We start from the raw sequence: 23,086 nt of genomic DNA on the forward strand, positions 1-23,086 counted from the left end.
GACAGTAAACCTCTTACTTAAAGGGCGGGATTAGCCTTGTTTTTTAACCAGTGCTTCGACGATGTTCGCCGGAGCCTCTGCGTACTTGGAGAATTCCATGGAGTAGCTGGCGCGACCCTGGGACATGGAACGGACGTCGGTAGCGTAACCAAACATCTCGCCCAGCGGAACTTCGGCACGGATAACCTTACCGGACACCGAATCTTCCATACCCTGGATCAGACCACGACGACGGTTCAGGTCACCCATCACGTCACCCATGTAATCCTCAGGAGTTACCACTTCTACCTTCATGATCGGCTCAAGCACCTTACCGCCACCCTTCTGGGCCAGCTGCTTGGTCGCCATGGAGGCAGCGATCTTGAACGCCATCTCGTTGGAGTCGACGTCGTGGTAGGAACCATCGAACACGGTAGCCTTCAGGCCGATCAGCGGATAGCCGGCAACAACGCCGTTCTTCATCTGCTCTTCGATACCCTTCTGGATCGCCGGGATGTATTCCTTTGGAACCACACCACCTACGACTTCGTTGGTAAACACCAGACCTTCGGTGATGTTGCCCTTGTCGTCCACGTCCGGAGTCGAGAAACGAATCCAGCAGTGACCGAACTGACCGCGACCACCGGACTGACGAACGAACTTACCTTCGATCTCGACAGCGTCCTTGGTGATGGTTTCACGGTAGGAAACCTGCGGCTTGCCGATGTTGGCCTCGACGTTGAATTCGCGCTTCATGCGGTCAACGAGGATGTCCAGGTGCAGCTCACCCATACCGGAGATGATGGTCTGACCGGTTTCTTCGTCAGTCTTGACGCGGAACGACGGGTCTTCCTGAGCCAGCTTGCCCAGTGCGATACCCATCTTCTCCTGGTCAGCCTTGGTTTTCGGCTCTACAGCTACCGAAATGACCGGCTCCGGGAAGTCCATGCGCTCGAGGATGATCTGCTTGTCCGGATCGCACAGGGTTTCACCGGTGGTGACGTCCTTCATGCCGATCAGAGCTGCGATGTCGCCAGCGCGCACTTCTTTGATCTCTTCACGCTGGTTGGCGTGCATCTGCACCATACGACCAACGCGCTCTTTCTTACCTTTCACGGAGTTGATGACCGACTGGCCAGACTCCAGAACGCCCGAGTAGACGCGCACGAAGGTCAGCGTACCGACGAACGGGTCGGTAGCGATCTTGAACGCCAGAGCCGAGAACGGCTCGTTGTCGTCAGCATGACGCTCGTCGTAATCGCCTTCGGCGATTTCATCTTTCGGCTTGTCGGCCAGATCCGGGTGAATACCCTTGATCGCAGGGATCTCGGTCGGAGCGGGCAGGAAGTCGATGACGGCATCGAGAACCAGGGGAACGCCCTTGTTCTTGAACGAGGAACCGCAGACAGCCGGCACGATCTCGCTCGCCAGAGTACGGGCGCGCAGACCAGCCTTGATGTCCTCGGCCGACAAGTCACCTTCTTCAAGGTACTTGTTCATCAGCTCTTCATTGGCTTCGGCAGCAGCCTCAACCATGTTCGAGCGCCACTCGTTGGCCAGGTCTACCAGCTCGGCAGGAATCTCTTCCTCACGATAGGTAGTGCCCTTGTCGTCTTCGTTCCAATAGATGGCCTTCATCTTGATCAGATCAACCTGACCTTCGAAGTTCTCTTCTGAACCGATGGCGATCTGAATCGGTACCGGGGTGTGACCCAGACGGTTCTTGATCTGACCAACGACGCGCAGGAAGTTGGCACCAGCACGGTCCATCTTGTTCACGTAGACGATACGTGGAACGCCGTACTTGTTGGCCTGACGCCATACGGTTTCGGACTGCGGCTCAACGCCCGAAGTACCACAGAACACTACGACAGCGCCGTCGAGTACGCGCAGCGAGCGCTCTACTTCGATGGTGAAGTCAACGTGACCGGGGGTATCGATGACGTTTACGCGGTAGTTGTCGTACTGACCAACCGAACCTTTCCAGAAGGTGGTGATAGCAGCAGAAGTAATGGTAATACCACGCTCCTGCTCCTGAACCATCCAGTCGGTGGTCGCGGCGCCATCATGCACCTCGCCCATCTTGTGGCTCAGGCCTGTGTAGAACAGGATCCGCTCGGTAGTGGTGGTCTTGCCCGCGTCAACGTGGGCACAGATACCGATGTTACGGTAGCGGTTAATTGCTGTATTACGAGCCATAAAGCCCTCGCAAGGTTAGTGGAGCCGGAATTAGAAGCGGTAGTGCGAGAAAGCTTTGTTGGCTTCAGCCATACGGTGCACGTCTTCACGCTTCTTGACAGCAGCGCCTTTGCCTTCAGCAGCATCCAGCAACTCACCAGCCAGACGCAGAGCCATGGACTTCTCACCGCGCTTGCGCGCGTAGTCCACCAGCCAGCGCATAGCCAGGGCGTTACGACGGGAAGGACGAACTTCGACCGGAACCTGGTAGGTAGCACCGCCTACACGGCGGGACTTGACTTCGACCAGCGGAGCGATGGCGTCGAGAGCTTTCTCGAAGATCTCCAGGGGATCGCTGTTCTTGCGTGCTTTGACAGTGTCCAGAGCACCGTAAACGATGCGCTCGGCCACGGCCTTCTTGCCGCTTTCCATCACGTGGTTCATGAATTTGGCGAGGATCTGGCTTCCGTATTTCGGATCGTCCAGGATCTCACGCTTTGCTGCTACACGACGTCTTGGCATTGATAAGCCCTCAAACGGTCTTCAGGTTAGCTCGGGACCAACAGCGAACGCCGCGCCCGACCTTACTCTTATCGACTCAACTAAATAAAAAGGATCAAGCGGCCTTATTTCGGACGCTTGGTACCGTACTTGGAACGACCCTGCTTACGGTCTTTGACGCCGGAGGTATCCAGCGAACCACGCACGGTGTGGTAGCGCACACCCGGAAGGTCTTTTACACGACCGCCACGGATCAGCACGACGCTGTGCTCTTGCAGGTTGTGGCCCTCACCACCGATGTACGAGGAAACCTCGAAACCGTTGGTCAGACGCACGCGGCATACTTTACGCAGTGCCGAGTTAGGTTTTTTCGGCGTAGTGGTGTACACGCGAGTGCACACGCCACGACGCTGCGGGCAGTTCTGCAGCGCAGGCACGTCGGATTTCTCGACGATACGCTTACGCGGCTGACGTACCAGCTGGTTGATAGTTGCCATCTACTAGCTCCACTGTTGTCTTTCGACGCTCACAAATAAAGATGGCAGAGCACAGCGCCCTGCCAAATTTAGGGGTGCATGAGTCTAAAGAGACTCACCCCCCCAGTCAAGACAAAGCCCCGCTGGCAAACCAGCGAGGCTTCGACTCAATTTCCGCTGGAGTTCAGCGCTTCGGTCAGTGCGGCTTCCACCTCACTGGCGCTGACTCGTACCGGCTTGTCTGCATCACGCTTGCGCTTGCGCTCGCTGTGATAGGCCAGACCGGTACCGGCCGGGATCAGACGACCCACGACCACGTTCTCTTTCAGACCACGCAGGTAGTCGCGCTTGCCGGTAACCGCCGCCTCGGTGAGGACGCGAGTGGTTTCCTGGAAGGACGCTGCCGAGATGAACGACTCGGTGGACAGCGACGCCTTGGTGATACCCAGCAGTACGCGGGTGTACTTGGCGACGAACTTGTCCTCTTCGGCCAGACGCTCGTTCTCGCCCAGAACCTGGGTGAGCTCCATCTGGTCGCCCTTGATGAAGGACGAATCGCCGGACTCGCTGACTTCGACCTTACGCAGCATCTGACGCAGGATGGTCTCGATGTGCTTGTCGTTGATCTTCACGCCCTGCAGACGGTAAACGTCCTGGATCTCGTTGACGATGTACTTGGCCAGCGCGCTCACACCCAGCAGACGCAGGATATCGTGCGGATCGCTCGGACCGTCGGAGATAACTTCGCCGCGGTTCACTTGTTCGCCTTCGAAGACGTTCAGGTGACGCCACTTCGGAATCAGCTCCTCGTACGGATCACTGCCATCGGTCGGGGTGATGACCAGACGGCGCTTGCCCTTGGTCTCTTTACCGAACGAGATGGTGCCGCTGATTTCCGCCAGGATCGAAGCTTCCTTCGGACGACGGGCTTCGAACAGGTCGGCAACGCGCGGCAGACCACCGGTGATGTCGCGAGTCTTCGAGGTCTCTTGCGGAATACGGGCGATAACGTCACCGACCGCGATCTGCGCACCGTCAGCCACACCGACCAGGGCGTTGGCTGGCAGGAAGTACTGAGCGGGAACGTCGGTACCCGGCAGCAGCAGTTCCTTGCCGTTGGCATCGACCATCTTGATGGCCGGACGAATGTCCTTGCCAGCAGCCGGACGATCCTTCGGATCGAGAACCTCGATGTTGGTCAGACCGGTCAGTTCGTCGGTCTGGCGCTTGATGGTGATGCCCTCCTCCATGCCGACGAAGGTCACGGTACCCTTCATTTCGGTCACGATCGGGTGGGTGTGCGGGTCCCACTTGGCGACGATGGCGCCAGCGTCGACCTTGTCGCCTTCCTTCACGGAAATCACGGCACCGTACGGCAGCTTGTAACGCTCGCGCTCGCGACCGAACTCGTCAGCCACAGCCAGCTCGCCGGAGCGGGAAACCGCTACCAGGTTGCCGTCCACGCGCTCGACGTGCTTCAGGTTGTGCAGGCGGATCGCACCACCGTTCTTCACCTGGACGCTGTCGGCAGCCGAAGTACGGCTTGCAGCGCCACCGATGTGGAAGGTACGCATGGTCAGCTGGGTACCCGGCTCACCGATGGACTGCGCTGCGATAACGCCGACCGCCTCACCGATGTTGACCTGGTGACCACGGGCCAGATCGCGGCCGTAGCACTTGGCGCAGATGCCGAAGCGGGTTTCGCAGGTGATCGGCGAACGCACGACCACTTCGTCGACGCTGTTCAGCTCGATGAACTCGACCCACTGCTCGTCGATCAGGGTACCGGCCGGGACGATAACGTCCTCGGTGCCTGGCTTGAACACGTCCTTGGCAATCACTCGACCCAGTACGCGCTCACCCAGCGGCTCGACGACGTCGCCGCCTTCGATGTGCGGCGTCATCAGCAGACCGTGCTCGGTACCGCAATCGATCTCGGTCACCACCAGATCCTGCGCCACGTCGACCAGACGACGAGTCAGGTAACCGGAGTTCGCGGTCTTCAGTGCGGTATCCGCCAGACCCTTACGAGCACCGTGGGTGGAGATGAAGTACTGCAGAACCGACAGACCTTCGCGGAAGTTCGCGGTGATCGGCGTTTCGATGATGGAGCCGTCCGGCTTGGCCATCAGACCACGCATACCGGCCAGCTGACGGATCTGGGCGGCGCTACCACGAGCACCGGAGTCCGCCATCATGTACATGGAGTTGAAGGACTCCTGCTCGACGGTCTTGCCTTCGCGATCGACAACCGGCTCTTTCGAGAGGTTGGCCATCATCGCCTTGGACACTTCATCGTTGGCCTTCGACCAGAGGTCGATCACCTTGTTGTACTTCTCGCCCTGGGTAACCAGGCCGGAGGCGTACTGCGATTCGATTTCCTTCACTTCCTCGGTGGCGGCGTCGATGATGCGCGCCTTCTCGTCCGGGATGACGAAGTCGTTCACGCCGATCGACACACCGGAGATGGTCGAGTAAGCGAAACCGGTATACATCAGCTGGTCAGCGAAGATGACGGTGTCCTTCAGACCAACGGTGCGGTAGCACTGGTTGATCAGCTTGGAGATCGCCTTCTTCTTCATCGACTGGTTGACCACGTCGTAAGACAGGCCGGCCGGTACGATCTGGAACAGCAGCGCGCGGCCGACGGTGGTGTCGACGATGCGGGTGTTCTTGGTGATCGAACCATCTTTCTCTTTGATGGTTTCGTTGATACGCACTTTCACGCGGGCGTGCAGGGACGCTTCGCCGGCGCGGAACACGCGATCGACTTCCTGCAGGTCGGCGAATACGCGACCTTCTCCCTTGGCGTTCACGGCTTCACGGGTCATGTAGTACAGACCCAGTACAACGTCCTGCGACGGCACGATGATCGGCTCACCGTTGGCGGGCGAGAGGATGTTGTTGGTCGACATCATCAGCGCGCGCGCTTCGAGCTGGGCTTCCAGCGTCAGCGGCACGTGAACGGCCATCTGGTCACCGTCGAAGTCGGCGTTGTACGCGGCGCAGACCAGCGGGTGCAGCTGGATCGCTTTACCTTCGATCAGTACCGGCTCGAACGCCTGGATGCCCAGACGGTGCAGGGTCGGTGCACGGTTGAGCAGGACGGGGTGTTCGCGGATCACTTCGGCGAGAACGTCCCACACTTCCGGCAGCTCGCGCTCGACCATCTTCTTCGCGGCCTTGATGGTGGTCGCCAGACCACGCATTTCCAGCTTGCCGAAAATGAACGGCTTGAACAGCTCCAGGGCCATCTTCTTCGGCAGACCGCACTGGTGCAGACGCAGGGTCGGGCCGACGGTAATAACGGAACGACCGGAGTAGTCCACGCGCTTACCGAGCAGGTTCTGACGGAAGCGACCTTGCTTACCTTTGATCATGTCGGCCAGCGACTTCAGCGGACGCTTGTTCGAGCCAGTGATGGCGCGACCGCGACGGCCGTTGTCGAGCAGGGCGTCGACCGCTTCCTGCAGCATGCGCTTTTCGTTGCGCACGATGATGTCCGGCGCGGACAGATCGAGCAGGCGCTTGAGACGGTTGTTACGGTTGATCACGCGGCGATACAGATCGTTCAGATCGGAAGTCGCGAAGCGGCCACCATCCAGCGGTACCAGCGGACGCAGATCCGGCGGCAGAACCGGCAGAACGGTCAGCACCATCCATTCCGGCAGGTTGCCGGAGTCCTTGAAGGCTTCCATCAGCTTCAGGCGCTTGGACAGCTTCTTGATCTTGGTCTCGGAGTTGGTCTGCGGAATCTCTTCACGCAGGCGGCCGATCTCATGATCCAGGTCGATGGCGTGCAGCAGCTCACGCACGGCTTCGGCGCCCATGCGCGCATCGAAGTCGTCACCGAACTCTTCGAGGGCTTCGAAGTACTGTTCGTCGTTCAGCAGCTGACCCTTCTCGAGGGTGGTCATGCCCGGATCGATTACGACGTAGCTCTCGAAATAGAGCACGCGCTCGATATCACGCAGGGTCATGTCCATCAGCAGGCCGATACGGGACGGCAGCGACTTCAGGAACCAGATGTGGGCAACCGGCGAGGCCAGTTCGATGTGCGCCATGCGCTCACGACGAACCTTGGCCAGCGCCACTTCAACGCCGCACTTCTCGCAGATCACACCGCGGTGCTTGAGGCGCTTGTACTTGCCGCACAGGCACTCGTAGTCCTTGACCGGGCCAAAGATCTTGGCGCAGAACAGGCCGTCGCGCTCTGGCTTGAAGGTACGGTAGTTGATGGTTTCCGGCTTTTTAACTTCACCGAACGACCACGAACGGATCATCTCAGGCGAGGCCAATCCGATACGGATGGCGTCGAACTCTTCGATCTGACCCTGGTTTTTCAGCAAATTCAGTAGGTCTTTCAAGGCCTTTCCTCCTGGCGGAGCGGGCAGCGGGCTGGACTAGCCCCGCTGCCGATTCACGTCGTGTTATTCGGTTTCCAGATCGATATCGATGCCGAGCGAACGGATCTCTTTGATCAGTACGTTGAAGGACTCGGGCATGCCCGGCTCCATACGGTGATCGCCATCCACGATGTTCTTGTACATCTTGGTACGGCCGTTCACGTCGTCCGACTTCACGGTCAGCATTTCCTGCAGGGTGTAGGCGGCGCCATAGGCTTCCAGTGCCCAGACCTCCATCTCCCCGAAACGCTGACCACCGAACTGCGCCTTACCACCCAGCGGCTGCTGGGTAACCAGGCTGTAGGAACCAGTGGAACGGGCGTGCATCTTGTCGTCCACCAGGTGGTTCAGTTTGAGCATGTACATGTAGCCGACGGTGGTCGGGCGCTCGAACTGGTTACCGGTACGACCGTCGAACAGGCGCATCTGGCCGCTCTCCGGCAGATCAGCCAGCTTCAGCATGGCCTTGATCTCGGTTTCCTTGGCGCCGTCGAACACGGCAGTCGCCATCGGTACACCGCCTTTGAGGTTCTTCGCCAGCTCGAGGATCTCGGTATCGGAGAACTCGTCGAGGTTTTCCTGACGGCCACCGATCTCGTTGTAGATCTCAGCGAGGAACTTGCGCAGTTCGGCGATCTTGCGCTGCTCTTCGAGCATGCGGTTGATCTTCTCGCCCAGACCCTTGGCTGCGAGGCCTAGGTGGGTTTCGAGAATCTGACCGACGTTCATACGCGACGGAACGCCCAGCGGGTTCAACACGATGTCGACCGGAGTACCGTTGGCGTCGTGCGGCATGTCTTCGACCGGCATGATCACCGACACCACACCCTTGTTACCGTGACGACCGGCCATCTTGTCACCCGGCTGGATGCGACGGCGGATGGCCAGGTAAACCTTGACGATCTTCAGTACGCCCGGCGCCAGGTCATCGCCCTGCTGCAGCTTGCGCTTCTTGTCTTCGAACTTGTCGTCGAGCATCTGACGGCGATCGGAGATGTAGGCCTGAGCCTTCTCCAGCTGCTCGTTCAGGGCATCATCGGCCATGCGCAGTTTGAACCACTGGCCACGCTCAAGACCGTCGAGGAACTCGTCGGTGATCGCAGTGCCTTTCTTCAGACCAGCGCCGCCTTCGGCGATAGCGCCAACCAGAGCGGAACGCAGACGCTCGAAGGTCGCGCCTTCGACGATGCGGAACTCTTCGTTGAGGTCCTTGCGGATCTCGTCCAGCTGCATCTTCTCGATGGACAGGGCGCGCGAGTCGCGCTCCACGCCATCACGGGTGAAGACCTGCACGTCGATGACGGTACCCTTGGTGCCAGTCGGCACGCGCAGGGAAGTGTCCTTAACGTCGGAGGCTTTCTCACCGAAGATCGCACGCAGCAGCTTCTCTTCCGGCGTCAGCTGGGTCTCGCCTTTCGGAGTGACCTTACCGACCAGGATGTCGCCCGGGCCGACTTCGGCGCCGACGTAGACGATACCGGCTTCATCCAGCTTGTTCAGAGCAGCTTCACCCACGTTCGGGATGTCAGAGGAGATTTCCTCTGGGCCGAGCTTGGTGTCACGCGCCACACAGGTCAGTTCCTGGATGTGGATGGTGGTGAAGCGGTCTTCCTGGACCACGCGCTCGGACAGGCAGATGGAGTCTTCGAAGTTGAAGCCGTTCCACGGCATGAACGCAACGCGCATGTTCTGACCCAGCGCCAGTTCACCCATGTCGGTGGACGGGCCGTCAGCCATGATGTCGCTACGCGCCACCTTGTCACCTTTGCTCACCAGCGGACGCTGGTTGATGCAGGTGTTCTGGTTGGAGCGGGTGTATTTGGTCAGGTTGTAGATGTCGACACCGGCTTCGCCAGTTTCGACTTCGTCATCGTTGACACGCACCACGATACGGCTGGCGTCGACGGAGTCGATCACACCACCACGACGGGCCACGACGCAGACACCGGAGTCACGGGCGACGTTGCGCTCCATGCCGGTACCTACCAGCGGCTTGTCGGCACGCAGGGTCGGCACAGCCTGGCGCTGCATGTTCGAACCCATGAGGGCGCGGTTGGCGTCGTCGTGCTCGAGGAACGGAATCAGCGAGGCAGCGACGGAAACGACCTGCTTCGGCGAAACGTCCATCAGAGTGACGTCTTCCGGCGCCTTGACGGTGAATTCGTTCAGGTGACGTACGGCTACCAGCTCATCGATCAGCTGACCCTTGTCGTTCAGGGTCGCGGATGCCTGGGCGATAACGTGATCGGCCTCTTCGATGGCGGACAGGAACACGATCTCGTCGGTGACCTTGCCTTCCTTGACCACGCGGTACGGGCTTTCCAGGAAGCCGTACTGGTTGGTGCGGGCGTAGGCAGCCAGCGAGTTGATCAGACCGATGTTCGGACCTTCCGGCGTTTCGATCGGGCACACGCGACCATAGTGAGTCGGGTGTACGTCGCGGACTTCGAAGCCTGCACGCTCACGAGTCAGACCACCTGGGCCGAGTGCGGAAACGCGGCGCTTGTGGGTGATCTCGGACAGCGGGTTGTTCTGGTCCATGAACTGCGAGAGCTGGCTGGAACCGAAGAACTCCTTCACCGCTGCCGCAACCGGCTTGGCGTTGATCAGGTCTTGCGGCATCAGGCCTTCGCTTTCGGCCATCGACAGACGTTCCTTGACCGCGCGCTCTACACGCACCAGGCCAACGCGGAACTGGTTCTCGGCCATCTCGCCGACGCAACGTACGCGACGGTTACCCAGGTGGTCGATGTCGTCGACGATGCCCTTGCCGTTACGGATGTCGACCAGGGTCTTCAGTACGGCAACGATGTCTTCCTTGCTCAGCACGCCCGAACCTTCGATCTCGGTACGACCGATACGACGGTTGAACTTCATGCGGCCAACGGCGGACAGATCGTAACGCTCGGCGCTGAAGAACAGGTTGTTGAACAGGGTCTCGGCAGCATCCTTGGTTGGCGGCTCGCCAGGACGCATCATGCGGTAGATCTCGACCAGCGCTTCCAACTGATTGGTGGTGCTGTCGATCTTCAGCGTGTCGCTGATGAACGGACCACAGTCGATGTCGTTGGTGTACAGGGTCTCGAAACGAACCACCTGCGCCTTGGCCATCTTGACCAGCAGGTCGGCGGTCAGCTCGGTGTTGCACTCGGCGATGATTTCGCCGGTAGCCGGGTGCACGATCGCCTTGGCAGTGGTACGGCCAATGACGTAGTCGAGCGGAACTTCCAGCTCCTTGATACCAGCCTTGTCCAGCTGGTTGATGTGACGAGCCGTGATACGACGGCCCTGTTCCACGATCACCTTGCCGCTGCCGTCCTTGATGTCGAGAACGGCGACTTCGCCGCGCAGGCGCTGCGGAACCAGCTCCAGACTCAGGCTCTCGCCCTTCACATGGAAGACGTTGGTGTCATAGAAGGCATCCAGTACTTCTTCAGTGCTGTAGCCCAGCGCGCGCAGCAGGACGGAAGCCGGCAGTTTGCGGCGACGGTCGATACGCACGAATACCGCGTCCTTCGGATCGAACTCGAAGTCCAGCCAGGAACCGCGGTAAGGAATGATGCGAGCGGAGTACAGCAGCTTGCCCGAGCTGTGGGTCTTGCCACGGTCGTGGTCGAAGAACACACCCGGCGAACGGTGCAGCTGGGACACGATCACACGCTCGGTACCGTTGATGACGAAGGTACCGTTCTCGGTCATGAGCGGAATCTCGCCCATGTACACTTCCTGCTCTTTGATGTCCTTGATCGCTTTGTTCGACGATTCTTTGTCGAAAATGATCAGGCGCACTTTCACGCGCAGCGGCACGGCGAAGGTCACGCCACGCAGGACGCACTCCTTGACGTCGAACGCCGGCTCGCCCAGGCGATAGCCGACGTACTCCAGGGCGGCGTTGCCGGAGTAGCTGATGATCGGGAATACCGATTTGAAGGCCGCATGCAGGCCGATGTCGCGGAACTGTTCCTTGCTCACCCCTTGCTGCAGGAATTCGCGGTACGAATCCAGCTGGATGGCCAGGAGGTAAGGCACATCCATGACATCCGGCAACTTGCTAAAGTCCTTGCGGATACGTTTTTTCTCAGTGTATGAGTAAGCCATCAGCGTTCCCCAGCTTGGTCACCTGCTTGTTTGGCCAGCGCCGGCGGCGGTGACCAGAAAATCGTGCAAACCCTCGGTTTGCAACCGCCTCTCGGGCGGGATCTTTTCGGCTCCAGGCCGGCCGTTGAACAGCCAACCTAGAACGGAAAAAGGCCGGTGGCAAAAGCCACCAGCCATCAGCCTTGTGCGAGTCGCTCGGGCTGTAGACGCAAGGTACGAACTTACTTGAGCTCGACCTTGGCGCCAGCTTCTTCCAGCTTCTTCTTGGCGTCTTCAGCAGCTTCTTTGGTCAGACCTTCAGCGATGACCTGAGGAGCGGTATCAACCTTCTCCTTGGCTTCTTTCAGGCCCAGACCGGTCAGCTCGCGAACAGCCTTGATCACGTTCACTTTCTTGTCGCCGGCTTCAGCCAGGACAACGTTGAACTCGGTCTGCTCTTCGACAGCGGCAGCGGCAGCAGCCGGGCCGGCGGCAACAGCGGCAGCAGCGGTAACGCCGAAGGTTTCTTCCATCGCCTTGATCAGCTCAACGATTTCCATAACGGATTTCTGGCCGATAGCTTCGATGATTTGCTCGTTAGTCAGAGACATGACTATCAATTCCTGTATTGGGGTGACGGCCTACGCGACCATCAAATTAAACGTTTGATTTCGAAAGGGCTCACGCTGCCTTAGGCAGCAGCAGCTTCTTTCTGGTCGCGAATGGCTGCCAGAGTGCGAGCGAGTTTGCTGGTGGCGCCTTGAATAACGCTCATCAGCTGGGCGATGCCCTCGTCGCGGGTCGGCAGACTTGCCAGTACGTCGATCTGGTTTGCTGCGAGGTACTTGCCCTCGAACGCAGCTGCCTTGATCTCGAACTTGTCCTGACCCTTGGCGAACTCCTTGAACAGACGAGCAGCAGCGCCCGGGTGTTCGTTGGAGAATGCGATCAGGGTCGGGCCTTTGAACACGTCGTTGAGCACGTCAAACTGAGTGCCTTCAACGGCGCGCTTGAGCAGGGTGTTACGCACGACTTTCACGTACACACCAGCTTCGCGGGCCTCTTTACGGAGTCCGGTCATTGCGCCGACGGTCACGCCACGGGCATCAGCCACGACAGCGGACAGACCGGCTTTGGCAGCCTCGTTGACTTCAGCGACGATGGCCTTCTTGTCTTCGAGTTTAATTGCCACGGGTTTACTCCTGGTTTTTACCGTATCGCCGAACCGGAGTTCGGCGGCGTTTTGGTGTCTGATTCGGTAACGAATCGGGAGCACCATCTGCGTAGGCCATCAGGCGAACCTGACATTTAAAACGCGAGTCACCTACGGTCTTGGATAGCCCCCGCCAGGCAGGGACCCCAATCTTTCAAGGCCGGCAGCCCATGGCTACCGGCCCAATCACTTACGCGTCGAGCGAAGCCTGATCGATGATCAGACCCGGACCCATGGTGGTGCTCAGGGTCACGCGCTTGACGTAGATGCCTTTCGAGGTCGACGGCTTCAGACGCTTCAGGTCGGACAGCAGGGCTTCCACGTTCTGCTTCAGCGCAGCGGCTTCGAAGCCGACCTTGCCAACGGAGGTGTGGATGATGCCGTTCTTGTCGGTACGGAAACGCACCTGACCAGCCTTGGCGTTCTTGACAGCGGTAGCGACGTCCGGAGTAACGGTGCCGACTTTCGGGTTCGGCATCAGACCGCGCGGGCCCAGTACCTGGCCCAGCTGGCCAACGACGCGCATGGCGTCCGGGGAAGCGATGACCACGTCGTAGTTCAGATCGCCTGCCTTCATTTCGGCAGCCAGATCGTCCATACCAACCTTGTCAGCACCGGCAGCCAGAGCAGCTTCAGCGCCCGGACCCTGGGTGAACACGGCAACGCGTACGGTCTTGCCAGTGCCGTTCGGCAGAACGGTGGCGCCACGTACAACCTGGTCGGATTTACGCGGGTCTACACCAAGGTTCACGGCGACGTCGAAGGACTCGGTGAACTTGACGGCAGACAACTCGGCCAGCAGGCCGGCAGCTTCTTCGAAGGTGTAGGCCTTGCCGGCTTCAACCTTGGCCGCGATGGCCTTTTGGCGCTTGGTCAACTTAGCCATTACACACCCTCCACGTTCAGGCCCATGCTACGAGCGGAGCCGGCGATGGTGCGCACGGCCGCATCCAGGTCAGCGGCAGTCAGATCAGCCTGCTTGGTCTTGGCGATCTCTTCCAGCTGAGCACGGGTAACGGTGCCTACTTTGACGGTGTTCGGACGAGCGGAACCGCTGGTCAGGCCGGCGGCCTTCTTCAGCAGTACCGATGCCGGGGTGCTCTTGGTTTCAAAGGTGAAGCTGCGGTCGCTGTAAACGGTGATGATCACAGGAGTCGGCAGACCAGGTTCCATGCCCTGAGTCTTGGCGTTGAACGCCTTGCAGAATTCCATGATGTTCACGCCGTGCTGACCCAGAGCGGGGCCGACGGGTGGCGACGGGTTTGCCTGACCGGCTTTAACCTGCAGCTTGATATAAGCCTGAATCTTCTTAGCCATTAGCTACTCCAATTTCGGGTTCGAACGCCTGACGGCTCCCCGAGGTTACTTACGCATTTATCCCAGTGACGACAAAACCCCGCAGCCTAAGGCTGCGGGGTGAGGGATGCTTATGTCAGTTATGCCTTCTCGACCTGACTGAACTCCAGCTCGACCGGGGTGGAGCGACCGAAAATGGTCACAGCAACCTGGATGCGGCTCTTCTCGTAATTCACTTCTTCGACCACACCACCGAAATCGGCGAACGGGCCATCGACAACTCGTACCATCTCGCCCGGCTCGAACAGCGTCTTCGGCTTGGGCTTGTCACCACTATCGGCAACACGACGCAGAATGGCTTCAGCTTCTTTCTCGGTGATCGGCGCCGGCTTGTCGGCCGTACCACCAATGAAGCCCATGACGCGCGGCGTATCCTTGATCAAGTGCCAAGTCGCCTCGTTCATTTCCATCTGCACCAAAACATAGCCAGGGAAGAACTTGCGCTCACTCTTGCGCTTTTGACCATTGCGCATCTCGACCACCTCTTCAGTGGGAACGAGAATCTCGCCAAAGTCATCTTCCATACCAGCCAGTTTCACGCGCTCGATGAGCGAGCGCATCACATGCTTCTCGTAACCCGAGTAGGCATGCACGACGTACCAACGCTTAGCCACGAGACACCCTTAACCAACAATCAGGGAAACAAGCCAACCGAGCAGGGAATCAAGCCCCCACAGCAGCAGCGCCATCACCAGGACCACCGCAACCACAATCAGAGTGGTCTGCATGGTTTCCTGACGGGTCGGCCAAACAACTTTACGAATCTCGACGCGCGCTTCTTTCAGCAGCACCGCGAACGCTTGACCACGAGCAGTCTGAAACGCCACGAAAGCAGCAACAGCACCCAACGCAACCAAGCCCAGAACGCGATACAGAACCGGCTCAGCAGAGAAGTACTGATTACCGACAACACCCACAGCAACCAGGGCAGCGACAACCAGCCACTTGACCAGATCAAAGCGAGAGTCTTTGGCTTCAGCCTTAACATTCATTCGAGAGGATCCTGTGAAAGACACGCCAGATTCGTTAGAAAATGGCAGGTCAGGAGGGAATCGAACCCCCAACCTGCGGTTTTGGAGACCGCCGCTCTGCCAATTGAGCTACTGACCTAAAGCAAAATCAGGCCGACCATTATGCCGGCCTGAGAGGAACAGATCAACCGATTACTCGACGATCTTGGCAACCACGCCAGCACCAACGGTACGGCCGCCTTCGCGAATCGCGAAACGCAGACCATCTTCCATGGCGATCGGCTTGATCAGGGTAACAACCATTTTGATGTTGTCGCCCGGCATTACCATCTCAACGCCTTCCGGCAGTTCGCACGAACCGGTCACGTCAGTGGTACGGAAGTAGAACTGAGGACGGTAGCCCTTGAAGAACGGAGTGTGACGACCACCTTCTTCCTTGGACAGAACGTACACTTCAGCTTCGAACTTGGTGTGCGGCTTGATGGTGCCCGGCTTGGCCAGAACCTGACCACGCTCGACTTCATCACGCTTGGTGCCGCGCAGCAGCACGCCGCAGTTCTCACCAGCACGACCTTCGTCCAGCAGCTTGCGGAACATCTCAACGCCGGTGCAGGTGGTCTTGGTGGTCGGACGCAGACCAACGATTTCGATTTCTTCCTGGATACGGACGATACCGCGCTCTACACGACCGGTAACTACAGTACCGCGGCCAGAGATCGAGAATACGTCTTCGATCGGCATCAGGAACGGCTTGTCGATGGCACGAACCGGCTCAGGGATATAGGTATCCAGAGTCTCGACGAGCTTCTTGACGGCAGTGGTGCCCATCTCGTTGTCGTCCTGACCGTTCAAAGCCATCAGCGCGGAGCCGATGATGATCGGAGTGTCGTCACCCGGGAAATCGTAGGTGCTCAGCAGGTCGCGAACTTCCATCTCGACCAGCTCCAGCAGCTCAGCGTCGTCAACCATGTCAGCCTTGTTCAGGAAGACAACGATGTACGGTACGCCAACCTGACGGGACAGCAGGATGTGCTCACGGGTTTGCGGCATCGGGCCGTCGGCAGCCGAGCAGACCAGGATCGCGCCATCCATCTGGGCAGCACCGGTGATCATGTTCTTCACGTAGTCGGCGTGACCCGGGCAGTCAACGTGCGCGTAGTGACGAATGTTGGAATCGTACTCTACGTGGGCAGTATTGATGGTGATACCACGAGCCTTCTCTTCCGGAGCGCTGTCGATCTTGTCGAAGTCAACGCGAGCGGAACCGAAAACCTCGGAGCAGACACGGGTCAGAGCAGCGGTCAGAGTGGTTTTACCGTGGTCAACGTGACCGATGGTGCCAACGTTGACGTGCGGTTTGTTACGTTCGAATTTTTCTTTAGCCATCTTGACCGTCTCCTAGCGAAGAATTGAGCAAGCCATGCCGCCATTAAAACAAAGGCAGATACTTTCATATCTGCCTTCATTAGATGGAGCTCATGAGCGGATTTGAACCGCTGACCTCACCCTTACCAAGGGTGTGCTCTACCAGCTGAGCTACATGAGCCAAACTCTGTTGCGCCAACCACAAACTGGAGCGGGTAGCGGGAATCGAACCCGCATCATCAGCTTGGAAGGCTGAGGTTCTACCACTGAACTATACCCGCGGAGCTTGCAGCTCACGCTGAATCTGGTGGAGGGGGAAGGATTCGAACCTTCGAAGTCGATGACGTCAGATTTACAGTCTGATCCCTTTGGCCGCTCGGGAACCCCTCCAAAGTGAGGCGGCATTTTCTAGATCTGCCACCCTGCTGTCAAGCTTTTTCTCATTAAAATCTTGAGGTTAGCTACTTTGACAACATCTTCGTCGGGAACCAACTTTGACCACCCTGCGAAGCGGGCGCCATTCTATGCAAACTACTGGAGCAATGCAACGCCTTCACAAGGCATTAATTGATGCTGCAAACCTGCGAAGTCACCCGCGAGCCGCCCAAGCAAAAATTCGTCAGCCAAGCGCCGGCTTTCCGGAGCCACCCGCACCCAGAAACTGCGATGCGCACGCGAGAGCTCGCGAATCTGCGGCTCGTAACCCACATCCCGCAAACGCTGCATGACGCTATTGGCCGAGTCATTGCGAGGGAATATGCCGAGCGATATGCCATTCGCCAGCTCGCCCTGAGTAATGATGTAGCTATCGATACGACGGGCCTGCAGTTCGCGCAACTGCCTCAGCGAGGCCTGGCGGGAAGCCAGAGGCGGCAGATACACCCAATACTCGACCCCCGCCGCCGCATCGACACCGCGCACCTCAGCCTGTATGTCCAAACTCAATAGCCGCTGCTCCACAACCCTGGCCCTCGACTCCTCTTCGAAACTCCCTAGATAGAGGCAAACAGCCGCATCAGGAGCAGCCGCATCAGCCGGCATCGACGAATCTGCACGCGAGCGCGGCGCATCCGCTTCACTCAACAAACGAATATCTTTACGCGCCGCCTGATAAGCACCTGCTGGAGCCACCTCTTTGGCACGCAAGGGGGCCTGCTGCTGATGCCAAACGTAATAGAAGGCGTTAAGCAGCAGGAGCAATAGCAGAATCCAGCGCATACCTCGCCTCAGCTCAAGGGACAGGCGATAGCCAGCCCGACAAATACCAGATCAGGAACAACCTGCGCTCCCGGAACCACATCTTGTACCAGGCCCGCATCGCCTCCAGTCAAGAAGACCTCGAAGCCCTCAGGAAAACGAGCCTGCGCCTGCAGCAACTGCTCGGCAACAAAACCGCGCAGCATCAATACGCACCCTCGCTCGACAGCCTCCGCAGTGGAGCGCCCAGGCTCCAGCTCTTGCAAAGCAGCGAGAGCCACCTGTCGGTCATAGCGAATACGCCGAGTGTGCGTACTCAACTGATCACGCATGAGCGGCAACCCCGGGCAAATGAAGCCGCCCAGGTGCATACCTGAGGCAGAAACGAAATCAGCGGTCACCGCTGTCCCGAGATCCACCACCAGACAAGCACGCTGCCCAAGATGATAGGCACCCAGCATAGCCAGCCAGCGATCCAGACCAAGGCGCCGGAAGTCTTCGTAACCGTTATGCACAACCCCGACCTGACTGGCAGATTGAGCACAGACCGCATCCACCCCCAAGGACTCACGCAGACGCGCAACCAACTGTTCGGTCTCGGCGTCGCTGCGCACGCTGACCAAGCGACAGCGACTTACCCGCAACTCAGGCGCAGCAGCCAATGACTCGAAGAGAGCGGCATCGGAATCGACCACGCCTGCAAGAAGGCGCTGCGCTCCATCCACGGAGATCACCCGCCACTTGATAAAGCTATTACCGCAGTCGAGCTCAAGAATCATGCTGCAACCTCAGGCTCAACTCGCCCCCACTGAAGGAGCGATCGACGCCATCCACGCTCAGCCTAATAGCGCCTCGCTCATCAACCCCAAGCACGACACCCAGAGTCGCATTATTTCCTGCCGTCAACGCCACAGCTCGCCCGCGCCATGCATGCAACGCTTCCCACTCCTCGCGCAAACCGGCAAACCCGCGCTGCCAATGAATGGAAAGGCAATCTCGAAGCTGCAACAACAACTTGGCGGCCAACTCATTACGGTCGAGCATGTGTCCAAGGCACTGGCGCACTGAGGTCCAGGGCTGGTCGATAACAGCAGGCACATCGATCGCCATATTGACGTTGATACCGACACCAATCACAACGTGACAGACATCTGCCGGATCCCCGGCCAGCTCTAGGAGAATTCCAGATATCTTGCGCCCCTCGACCAGTACATCATTCGGCCATTTCAGTCGCGCACCATTGATGCCAATGGATTGCAGCGCCTTAGCGACAGCAAGGCCCACAGTCAGACTCAAGGCCTCCACCTGACTCATGCCACCATCTACACGCAGAACCACGCTGCAATAAAGGTTCTCGGCAAAGGGACTGGCCCAGACCCGCCCCCGCCGACCACGCCCAGCGGTCTGACGCTCGGCAAGCAGAACGAAAGGCGCACGCACTCCAGCATCGAGGCGACGAAAGATCTCCGCGTTCGTAGAGTCCACGCTGGACTCGACAGTGATCGGCCAATCCAAGCCATCAGCGCCATGAGATATCTCTTGGGCATCGAGCAAGGTCATGGGCGAAGACAACCGATAGCCCCGACCAGGAACCTTGAACACCTCGATCCCCAGCTCGGCCTCCAGGCCTTGCAGTTGCTTCCAGATGGCACTGCGACTTATCCCAAGCTTCGCCCCCAGGGCTTCACCGGAATGGAATCGACCATCCTGTAGAAGTTTCAACAATTCCAGCATGCCAGGCCCCGCCACGAACAAGGCTGGCATGATAACGACGAGGCTTCAGCTTGCATAGAAAACGGCAAGCCGAAGAAGGCCGCGCGGGGAAAGATAACTGCCACGGCGCAAGATCCAGCCGAAAGAGCCGCCAATAAAAACCAACGGCAACAAGACCACCTTCAAGGAAACCTTCCTATTGATGCCGATAAAGCTTAAATCTGAGGCGAGCGCTGTGACGCCGACATGTCGGTGCGCGCAGCGCACCCTACGCGAGCGTTGTTTTCCAGCCCCAAAGAAGAAACCCCAGACCGCTTTCGCGATCTGGGGTTTCGTATAGGAGCTTGACGATGACCTACTCTCACATGGTGAAGCACCACACTACCATCGGCGATGCGTCGTTTCACTACTGAGTTCGGGATGGGATCAGGTGGTTCCAACGCTCTATGGTCGTCAAGCAATTCGGTTGGGATCTCGCGGTGAGGCGCTATCCCTTGGATACGTGATAGAGGCTTGTAGCTCTCGCAAATTTTCGGCTTTCTGTCGACTTCACCATCGACACCCTCTGCACGAGAGCAGATTGTTTGGGTGTTATATGGTCAAGCCTCACGGGCAATTAGTATGGGTTAGCTCAACGCCTCACAGCGCTTACACACCCCACCTATCAACGTCGTAGTCTTCGACGGCCCTTCAGGGAGCTCAAGGCTCCAGTGAGATCTCATCTTGAGGCAAGTTTCCCGCTTAGATGCTTTCAGCGGTTATCTTTTCCGAACATAGCTACCCGGCAATGCCACTGGCGTGACAACCGGAACACCAGAGGTTCGTCCAACCCGGTCCTCTCGTACTAAGGTCAGCCCCTCTCAAATCTCAAACGTCCACGGCAGATAGGGACCGAACTGTCTCACGACGTTCTAAACCCAGCTCGCGTACCACTTTAAATGGCGAACAGCCATACCCTTGGGACCGGCTTCAGCCCCAGGATGTGATGAGCCGACATCGAGGTGCCAAACACCGCCGTCGATATGAACTCTTGGGCGGTATCAGCCTGTTATCCCCGGAGTACCTTTTATCCGTTGAGCGATGGCCCTTCCATACAGAACCACCGGATCACTAAGACCTACTTTCGTACCTGCTCGACGTGTCTGTCTCGCAGTCAAGCGCGCTTTTGCCTTTATACTCTACGACCGATTTCCGACCGGTCTGAGCGCACCTTCGTACTCCTCCGTTACTCTTTGGGAGGAGACCGCCCCAGTCAAACTACCCACCATACACTGTCCTCGATCCGGATAACGGACCAGAGTTAGAACCTCAAGGTTGCCAGGGTGGTATTTCAAGGATGGCTCCATGAGAACTGGCGTCCCCACTTCAAAGCCTCCCACCTATCCTACACAAGCAAGCTCAAAGTCCAGTGCAAAGCTATAGTAAAGGTTCACGGGGTCTTTCCGTCTAGCCGCGGATACACTGCATCTTCACAGCGATTTCAATTTCACTGAGTCTCGGGTGGAGACAGCGCCGCCATCGTTACGCCATTCGTGCAGGTCGGAACTTACCCGACAAGGAATTTCGCTACCTTAGGACCGTTATAGTTACGGCCGCCGTTTACCGGGGCTTCGATCAAGAGCTTCGCTTGCGCTAACCCCATCAATTAACCTTCCGGCACCGGGCAGGCGTCACACCCTATACGTCCACTTTCGTGTTTGCAGAGTGCTGTGTTTTTAATAAACAGTCGCAGCGGCCTGGTATCTTCGACCGGCATGGGCTTACGTAGTAAATACTTCACCCTCACCGGCGCACCTTCTCCCGAAGTTACGGTGCCATTTTGCCTAGTTCCTTCACCCGAGTTCTCTCAAGCGCCTTGGTATTCTCTACCTAACCACCTGTGTCGGTTTGGGGTACGGTTCCTAGTTACCTGAAGCTTAGAAGCTTTTCCTGGAAGCATGGCATCAACCACTTCGCATTCTAAAAGAACGCTCGTCATCAGCTCTCGGCCTTGACCCCCCGGATTTACCTAAGGAATCAGCCTACCACCTTAAACACGGACAACCAACGCCGTGCTGGCCTAGCCTTCTCCGTCCCTCCATCGCAGTAACTAGAAGTACGGGAATATTAACCCGTTTCCCATCGACTACGCATTTCTGCCTCGCCTTAGGGGCCGACTAACCCTGCGTCGATTAACGTTGCGCAGGAAACCTTGGTCTTTCGGCGTGCGAGTTTTTCACTCGCATTGTCGTTACTCATGTCAGCATTCGCACTTCTGATACCTCCAGCAAGCTTCTCAACTCACCTTCACAGGCTTACAGAACGCTCCTCTACCGCTCATCCAAAGGATGAACCCGTAGCTTCGGTGTATGGTTTGAGCCCCGTTACATCTTCCGCGCAGGCCGACTCGACTAGTGAGCTATTACGCTTTCTTTAAAGGATGGCTGCTTCTAAGCCAACCTCCTAGCTGTCTAAGCCTTCCCACATCGTTTCCCACTTAACCATAACTTTGGGACCTTAGCTGACGGTCTGGGTTGTTTCCCTTTTCACGACGGACGTTAGCACCCGCCGTGTGTCTCCCGTGCTGACACTTGCTGGTATTCGGAGTTTGCATCGGTTTGGTAAGTCGGGATGACCCCCTAGCCGAAACAGTGCTCTACCCCCAGCAGTGATACACGAGGCGCTACCTAAATAGCTTTCGAGGAGAACCAGCTATCTCCGAGCTTGATTAGCCTTTCACTCCGATCCACAGGTCATCCGCTAACTTTTCAACGGTAGTCGGTTCGGTCCTCCAGTCAGTGTTACCTAACCTTCAACCTGCCCATGGATAGATCGCCCGGTTTCGGGTCTATACCCAGCGACTAAAGCGCCCTATTAAGACTCGCTTTCGCTACGCCTCCCCTATTCGGTTAAGCTCGCCACTGAATATAAGTCGCTGACCCATTATACAAAAGGTACGCAGTCACCCAACAAAGTGGGCTCCCACTGCTTGTACGCATACGGTTTCAGGTTCTATTTCACTCCCCTCTCCGGGGTTCTTTTCGCCTTTCCCTCACGGTACTGGTTCACTATCGGTCAGTCAGTAGTATTTAGCCTTGGAGGATGGTCCCCCCATGTTCAGACAAGGTTTCTCGTGCCCCGTCCTACTCGATTTCATTGATAAGAGCGTTTCGTGTACGGGGCTATCACCCACTACGGCGGCACTTTCCAGAGCCTTCCACTACACTCAAATCAACTTAAGGGCTAGTCCCCGTTCGCTCGCCACTACTTAGGGAATCTCGGTTGATTTCTTTTCCTCAGGGTACTTAGATGTTTCAGTTCCCCTGGTTCGCCTCTTGCACCTATGGATTCAGTACAAGATACCCGGCTTATGCCGGGTGGGTTCCCCCATTCAGAGATCTCTGGATCACAGTCTGTTTGCCGACTCCCCAAAGCTTTTCGCAGGCTACCACGTCTTTCATCGCCTCTGACTGCCAAGGCATCCACCGTATGCGCTTCTTCACTTGACCATATAACCCCAAGCAATCTGGTTACTGTCTCAATCGTGAAGACGACATTCGCCGAAAATTTGCGTCTTGAGAACTACAAATTTTACCTTGACCAGATCAATTGCCAGTGAAAGCAATTAATCAGTCACTTCTATCACATATCCAAATTTTTAAAGAACGATATTCG

The 23,086-nt window shown here is 57.8% G+C and carries 15 protein-coding genes, 4 tRNA genes and 2 rRNA genes; all 21 read right to left on the minus strand.

What is annotated here, in order from left to right:
• Positions 1–30: 30 nt before the first annotated feature.
• Positions 31–2,178, minus strand: a complete 2,148-nt coding sequence (fusA, locus tag JWV26_RS06840; protein WP_072426374.1) for an elongation factor G — start codon at positions 2,176–2,178, stop codon at positions 31–33.
• A gap of 30 nt (positions 2,179–2,208) precedes the next feature.
• Positions 2,209–2,679 carry a 30S ribosomal protein S7 gene (gene rpsG, locus JWV26_RS06845; protein ID WP_003246741.1) on the minus strand — a complete coding sequence of 157 codons (471 nt, stop codon included), beginning with the start codon at positions 2,677–2,679 and terminating at the stop codon, positions 2,209–2,211.
• A gap of 104 nt (positions 2,680–2,783) precedes the next feature.
• On the minus strand, positions 2,784–3,155 hold the full coding sequence (gene rpsL, locus JWV26_RS06850; RefSeq protein WP_003463319.1) for a 30S ribosomal protein S12: 372 nt from the start codon (positions 3,153–3,155) through the stop codon (positions 2,784–2,786).
• 146 nt (positions 3,156–3,301) lie between these two features.
• Positions 3,302–7,501 carry a DNA-directed RNA polymerase subunit beta' gene (gene rpoC, locus JWV26_RS06855; RefSeq protein WP_017675624.1) on the minus strand — a complete coding sequence of 1,400 codons (4,200 nt, stop codon included), beginning with the start codon at positions 7,499–7,501 and terminating at the stop codon, positions 3,302–3,304.
• Positions 7,502–7,564: 63 nt separating this feature from the next.
• Positions 7,565–11,638 carry a DNA-directed RNA polymerase subunit beta gene (rpoB, locus tag JWV26_RS06860; RefSeq protein ID WP_074919223.1) on the minus strand — a complete coding sequence of 1,358 codons (4,074 nt, stop codon included), beginning with the start codon at positions 11,636–11,638 and terminating at the stop codon, positions 7,565–7,567.
• A 221-nt stretch (positions 11,639–11,859) separates the two neighbouring features.
• A complete protein-coding gene (gene rplL / locus JWV26_RS06865) occupies positions 11,860–12,228 on the minus strand; it encodes a 50S ribosomal protein L7/L12 (protein ID WP_013717352.1) in 369 nt (122 codons plus the stop codon).
• Positions 12,229–12,308: 80 nt separating this feature from the next.
• A complete protein-coding gene (rplJ, locus tag JWV26_RS06870; protein ID WP_003463333.1) occupies positions 12,309–12,809 on the minus strand; it encodes a 50S ribosomal protein L10 in 501 nt (166 codons plus the stop codon).
• 211 nt (positions 12,810–13,020) lie between these two features.
• Positions 13,021–13,716 carry a 50S ribosomal protein L1 gene (gene rplA / locus JWV26_RS06875; protein WP_017675626.1) on the minus strand — a complete coding sequence of 232 codons (696 nt, stop codon included), beginning with the start codon at positions 13,714–13,716 and terminating at the stop codon, positions 13,021–13,023.
• On the minus strand, positions 13,716–14,147 hold the full coding sequence (rplK, locus tag JWV26_RS06880) for a 50S ribosomal protein L11 (protein ID WP_004373444.1): 432 nt from the start codon (positions 14,145–14,147) through the stop codon (positions 13,716–13,718). The genes rplA and rplK overlap by 1 nt, the downstream gene beginning before the upstream one ends.
• 119 nt (positions 14,148–14,266) lie before the next feature.
• The gene (gene nusG / locus JWV26_RS06885) at positions 14,267–14,800 is read right to left on the minus strand and encodes a transcription termination/antitermination protein NusG (RefSeq protein WP_004373446.1); all 534 of its coding nucleotides are present in this window, start codon (positions 14,798–14,800) and stop codon (positions 14,267–14,269) included.
• A gap of 9 nt (positions 14,801–14,809) precedes the next feature.
• Positions 14,810–15,178, minus strand: coding sequence for a preprotein translocase subunit SecE (gene secE, locus JWV26_RS06890; protein ID WP_017675627.1), 369 nt, complete (start codon positions 15,176–15,178; stop codon positions 14,810–14,812).
• A gap of 42 nt (positions 15,179–15,220) precedes the next feature.
• Positions 15,221–15,296: transfer RNA gene (locus JWV26_RS06895), tRNA-Trp, on the minus strand.
• A 53-nt stretch (positions 15,297–15,349) separates the two neighbouring features.
• Positions 15,350–16,543 (minus strand): elongation factor Tu, encoded by a 1,194-nt coding sequence (gene tuf, locus JWV26_RS06900; RefSeq protein ID WP_017675622.1) that lies wholly within the window; start codon positions 16,541–16,543, stop codon positions 15,350–15,352.
• Between the two features lie 84 nt (positions 16,544–16,627).
• Positions 16,628–16,703 (minus strand) — tRNA-Thr (locus tag JWV26_RS06905).
• A 26-nt stretch (positions 16,704–16,729) separates the two neighbouring features.
• Positions 16,730–16,803, minus strand: a tRNA-Gly gene (locus JWV26_RS06910).
• Positions 16,804–16,827: 24 nt separating this feature from the next.
• Positions 16,828–16,912, minus strand: a tRNA-Tyr gene (locus JWV26_RS06915).
• Between the two features lie 141 nt (positions 16,913–17,053).
• Positions 17,054–17,740: an SPOR domain-containing protein gene (locus JWV26_RS06920; RefSeq protein WP_072426378.1), complete on the minus strand. Its 687-nt coding sequence runs from the start codon at positions 17,738–17,740 to the stop codon at positions 17,054–17,056.
• An 8-nt stretch (positions 17,741–17,748) separates the two neighbouring features.
• Entirely contained in the window at positions 17,749–18,498 is a 750-nt protein-coding gene (locus JWV26_RS06925; protein ID WP_206418687.1) for a pantothenate kinase, read from the minus strand.
• Complete coding sequence (gene birA, locus JWV26_RS06930; protein ID WP_206418688.1) at positions 18,488–19,453, minus strand: bifunctional biotin--[acetyl-CoA-carboxylase] ligase/biotin operon repressor BirA; 966 nt, start codon at positions 19,451–19,453, stop codon at positions 18,488–18,490. Before birA ends, JWV26_RS06925 begins: the two co-directional genes overlap by 11 nt.
• Positions 19,454–19,774: 321 nt before the next feature.
• Positions 19,775–19,890 (minus strand): 5S ribosomal RNA (gene rrf, locus JWV26_RS06935).
• Positions 19,891–20,027: 137 nt separating this feature from the next.
• Positions 20,028–22,920, minus strand: a 23S ribosomal RNA gene (locus JWV26_RS06940).
• Positions 22,921–23,086 lie beyond the last annotated feature (166 nt).

Origin of the sequence: Ectopseudomonas toyotomiensis, from assembly GCF_017167985.1 — a bacterium.
In the GTDB taxonomy this organism is placed as follows: Bacteria; Pseudomonadota; Gammaproteobacteria; order Pseudomonadales; family Pseudomonadaceae; genus Aquipseudomonas; species Aquipseudomonas toyotomiensis.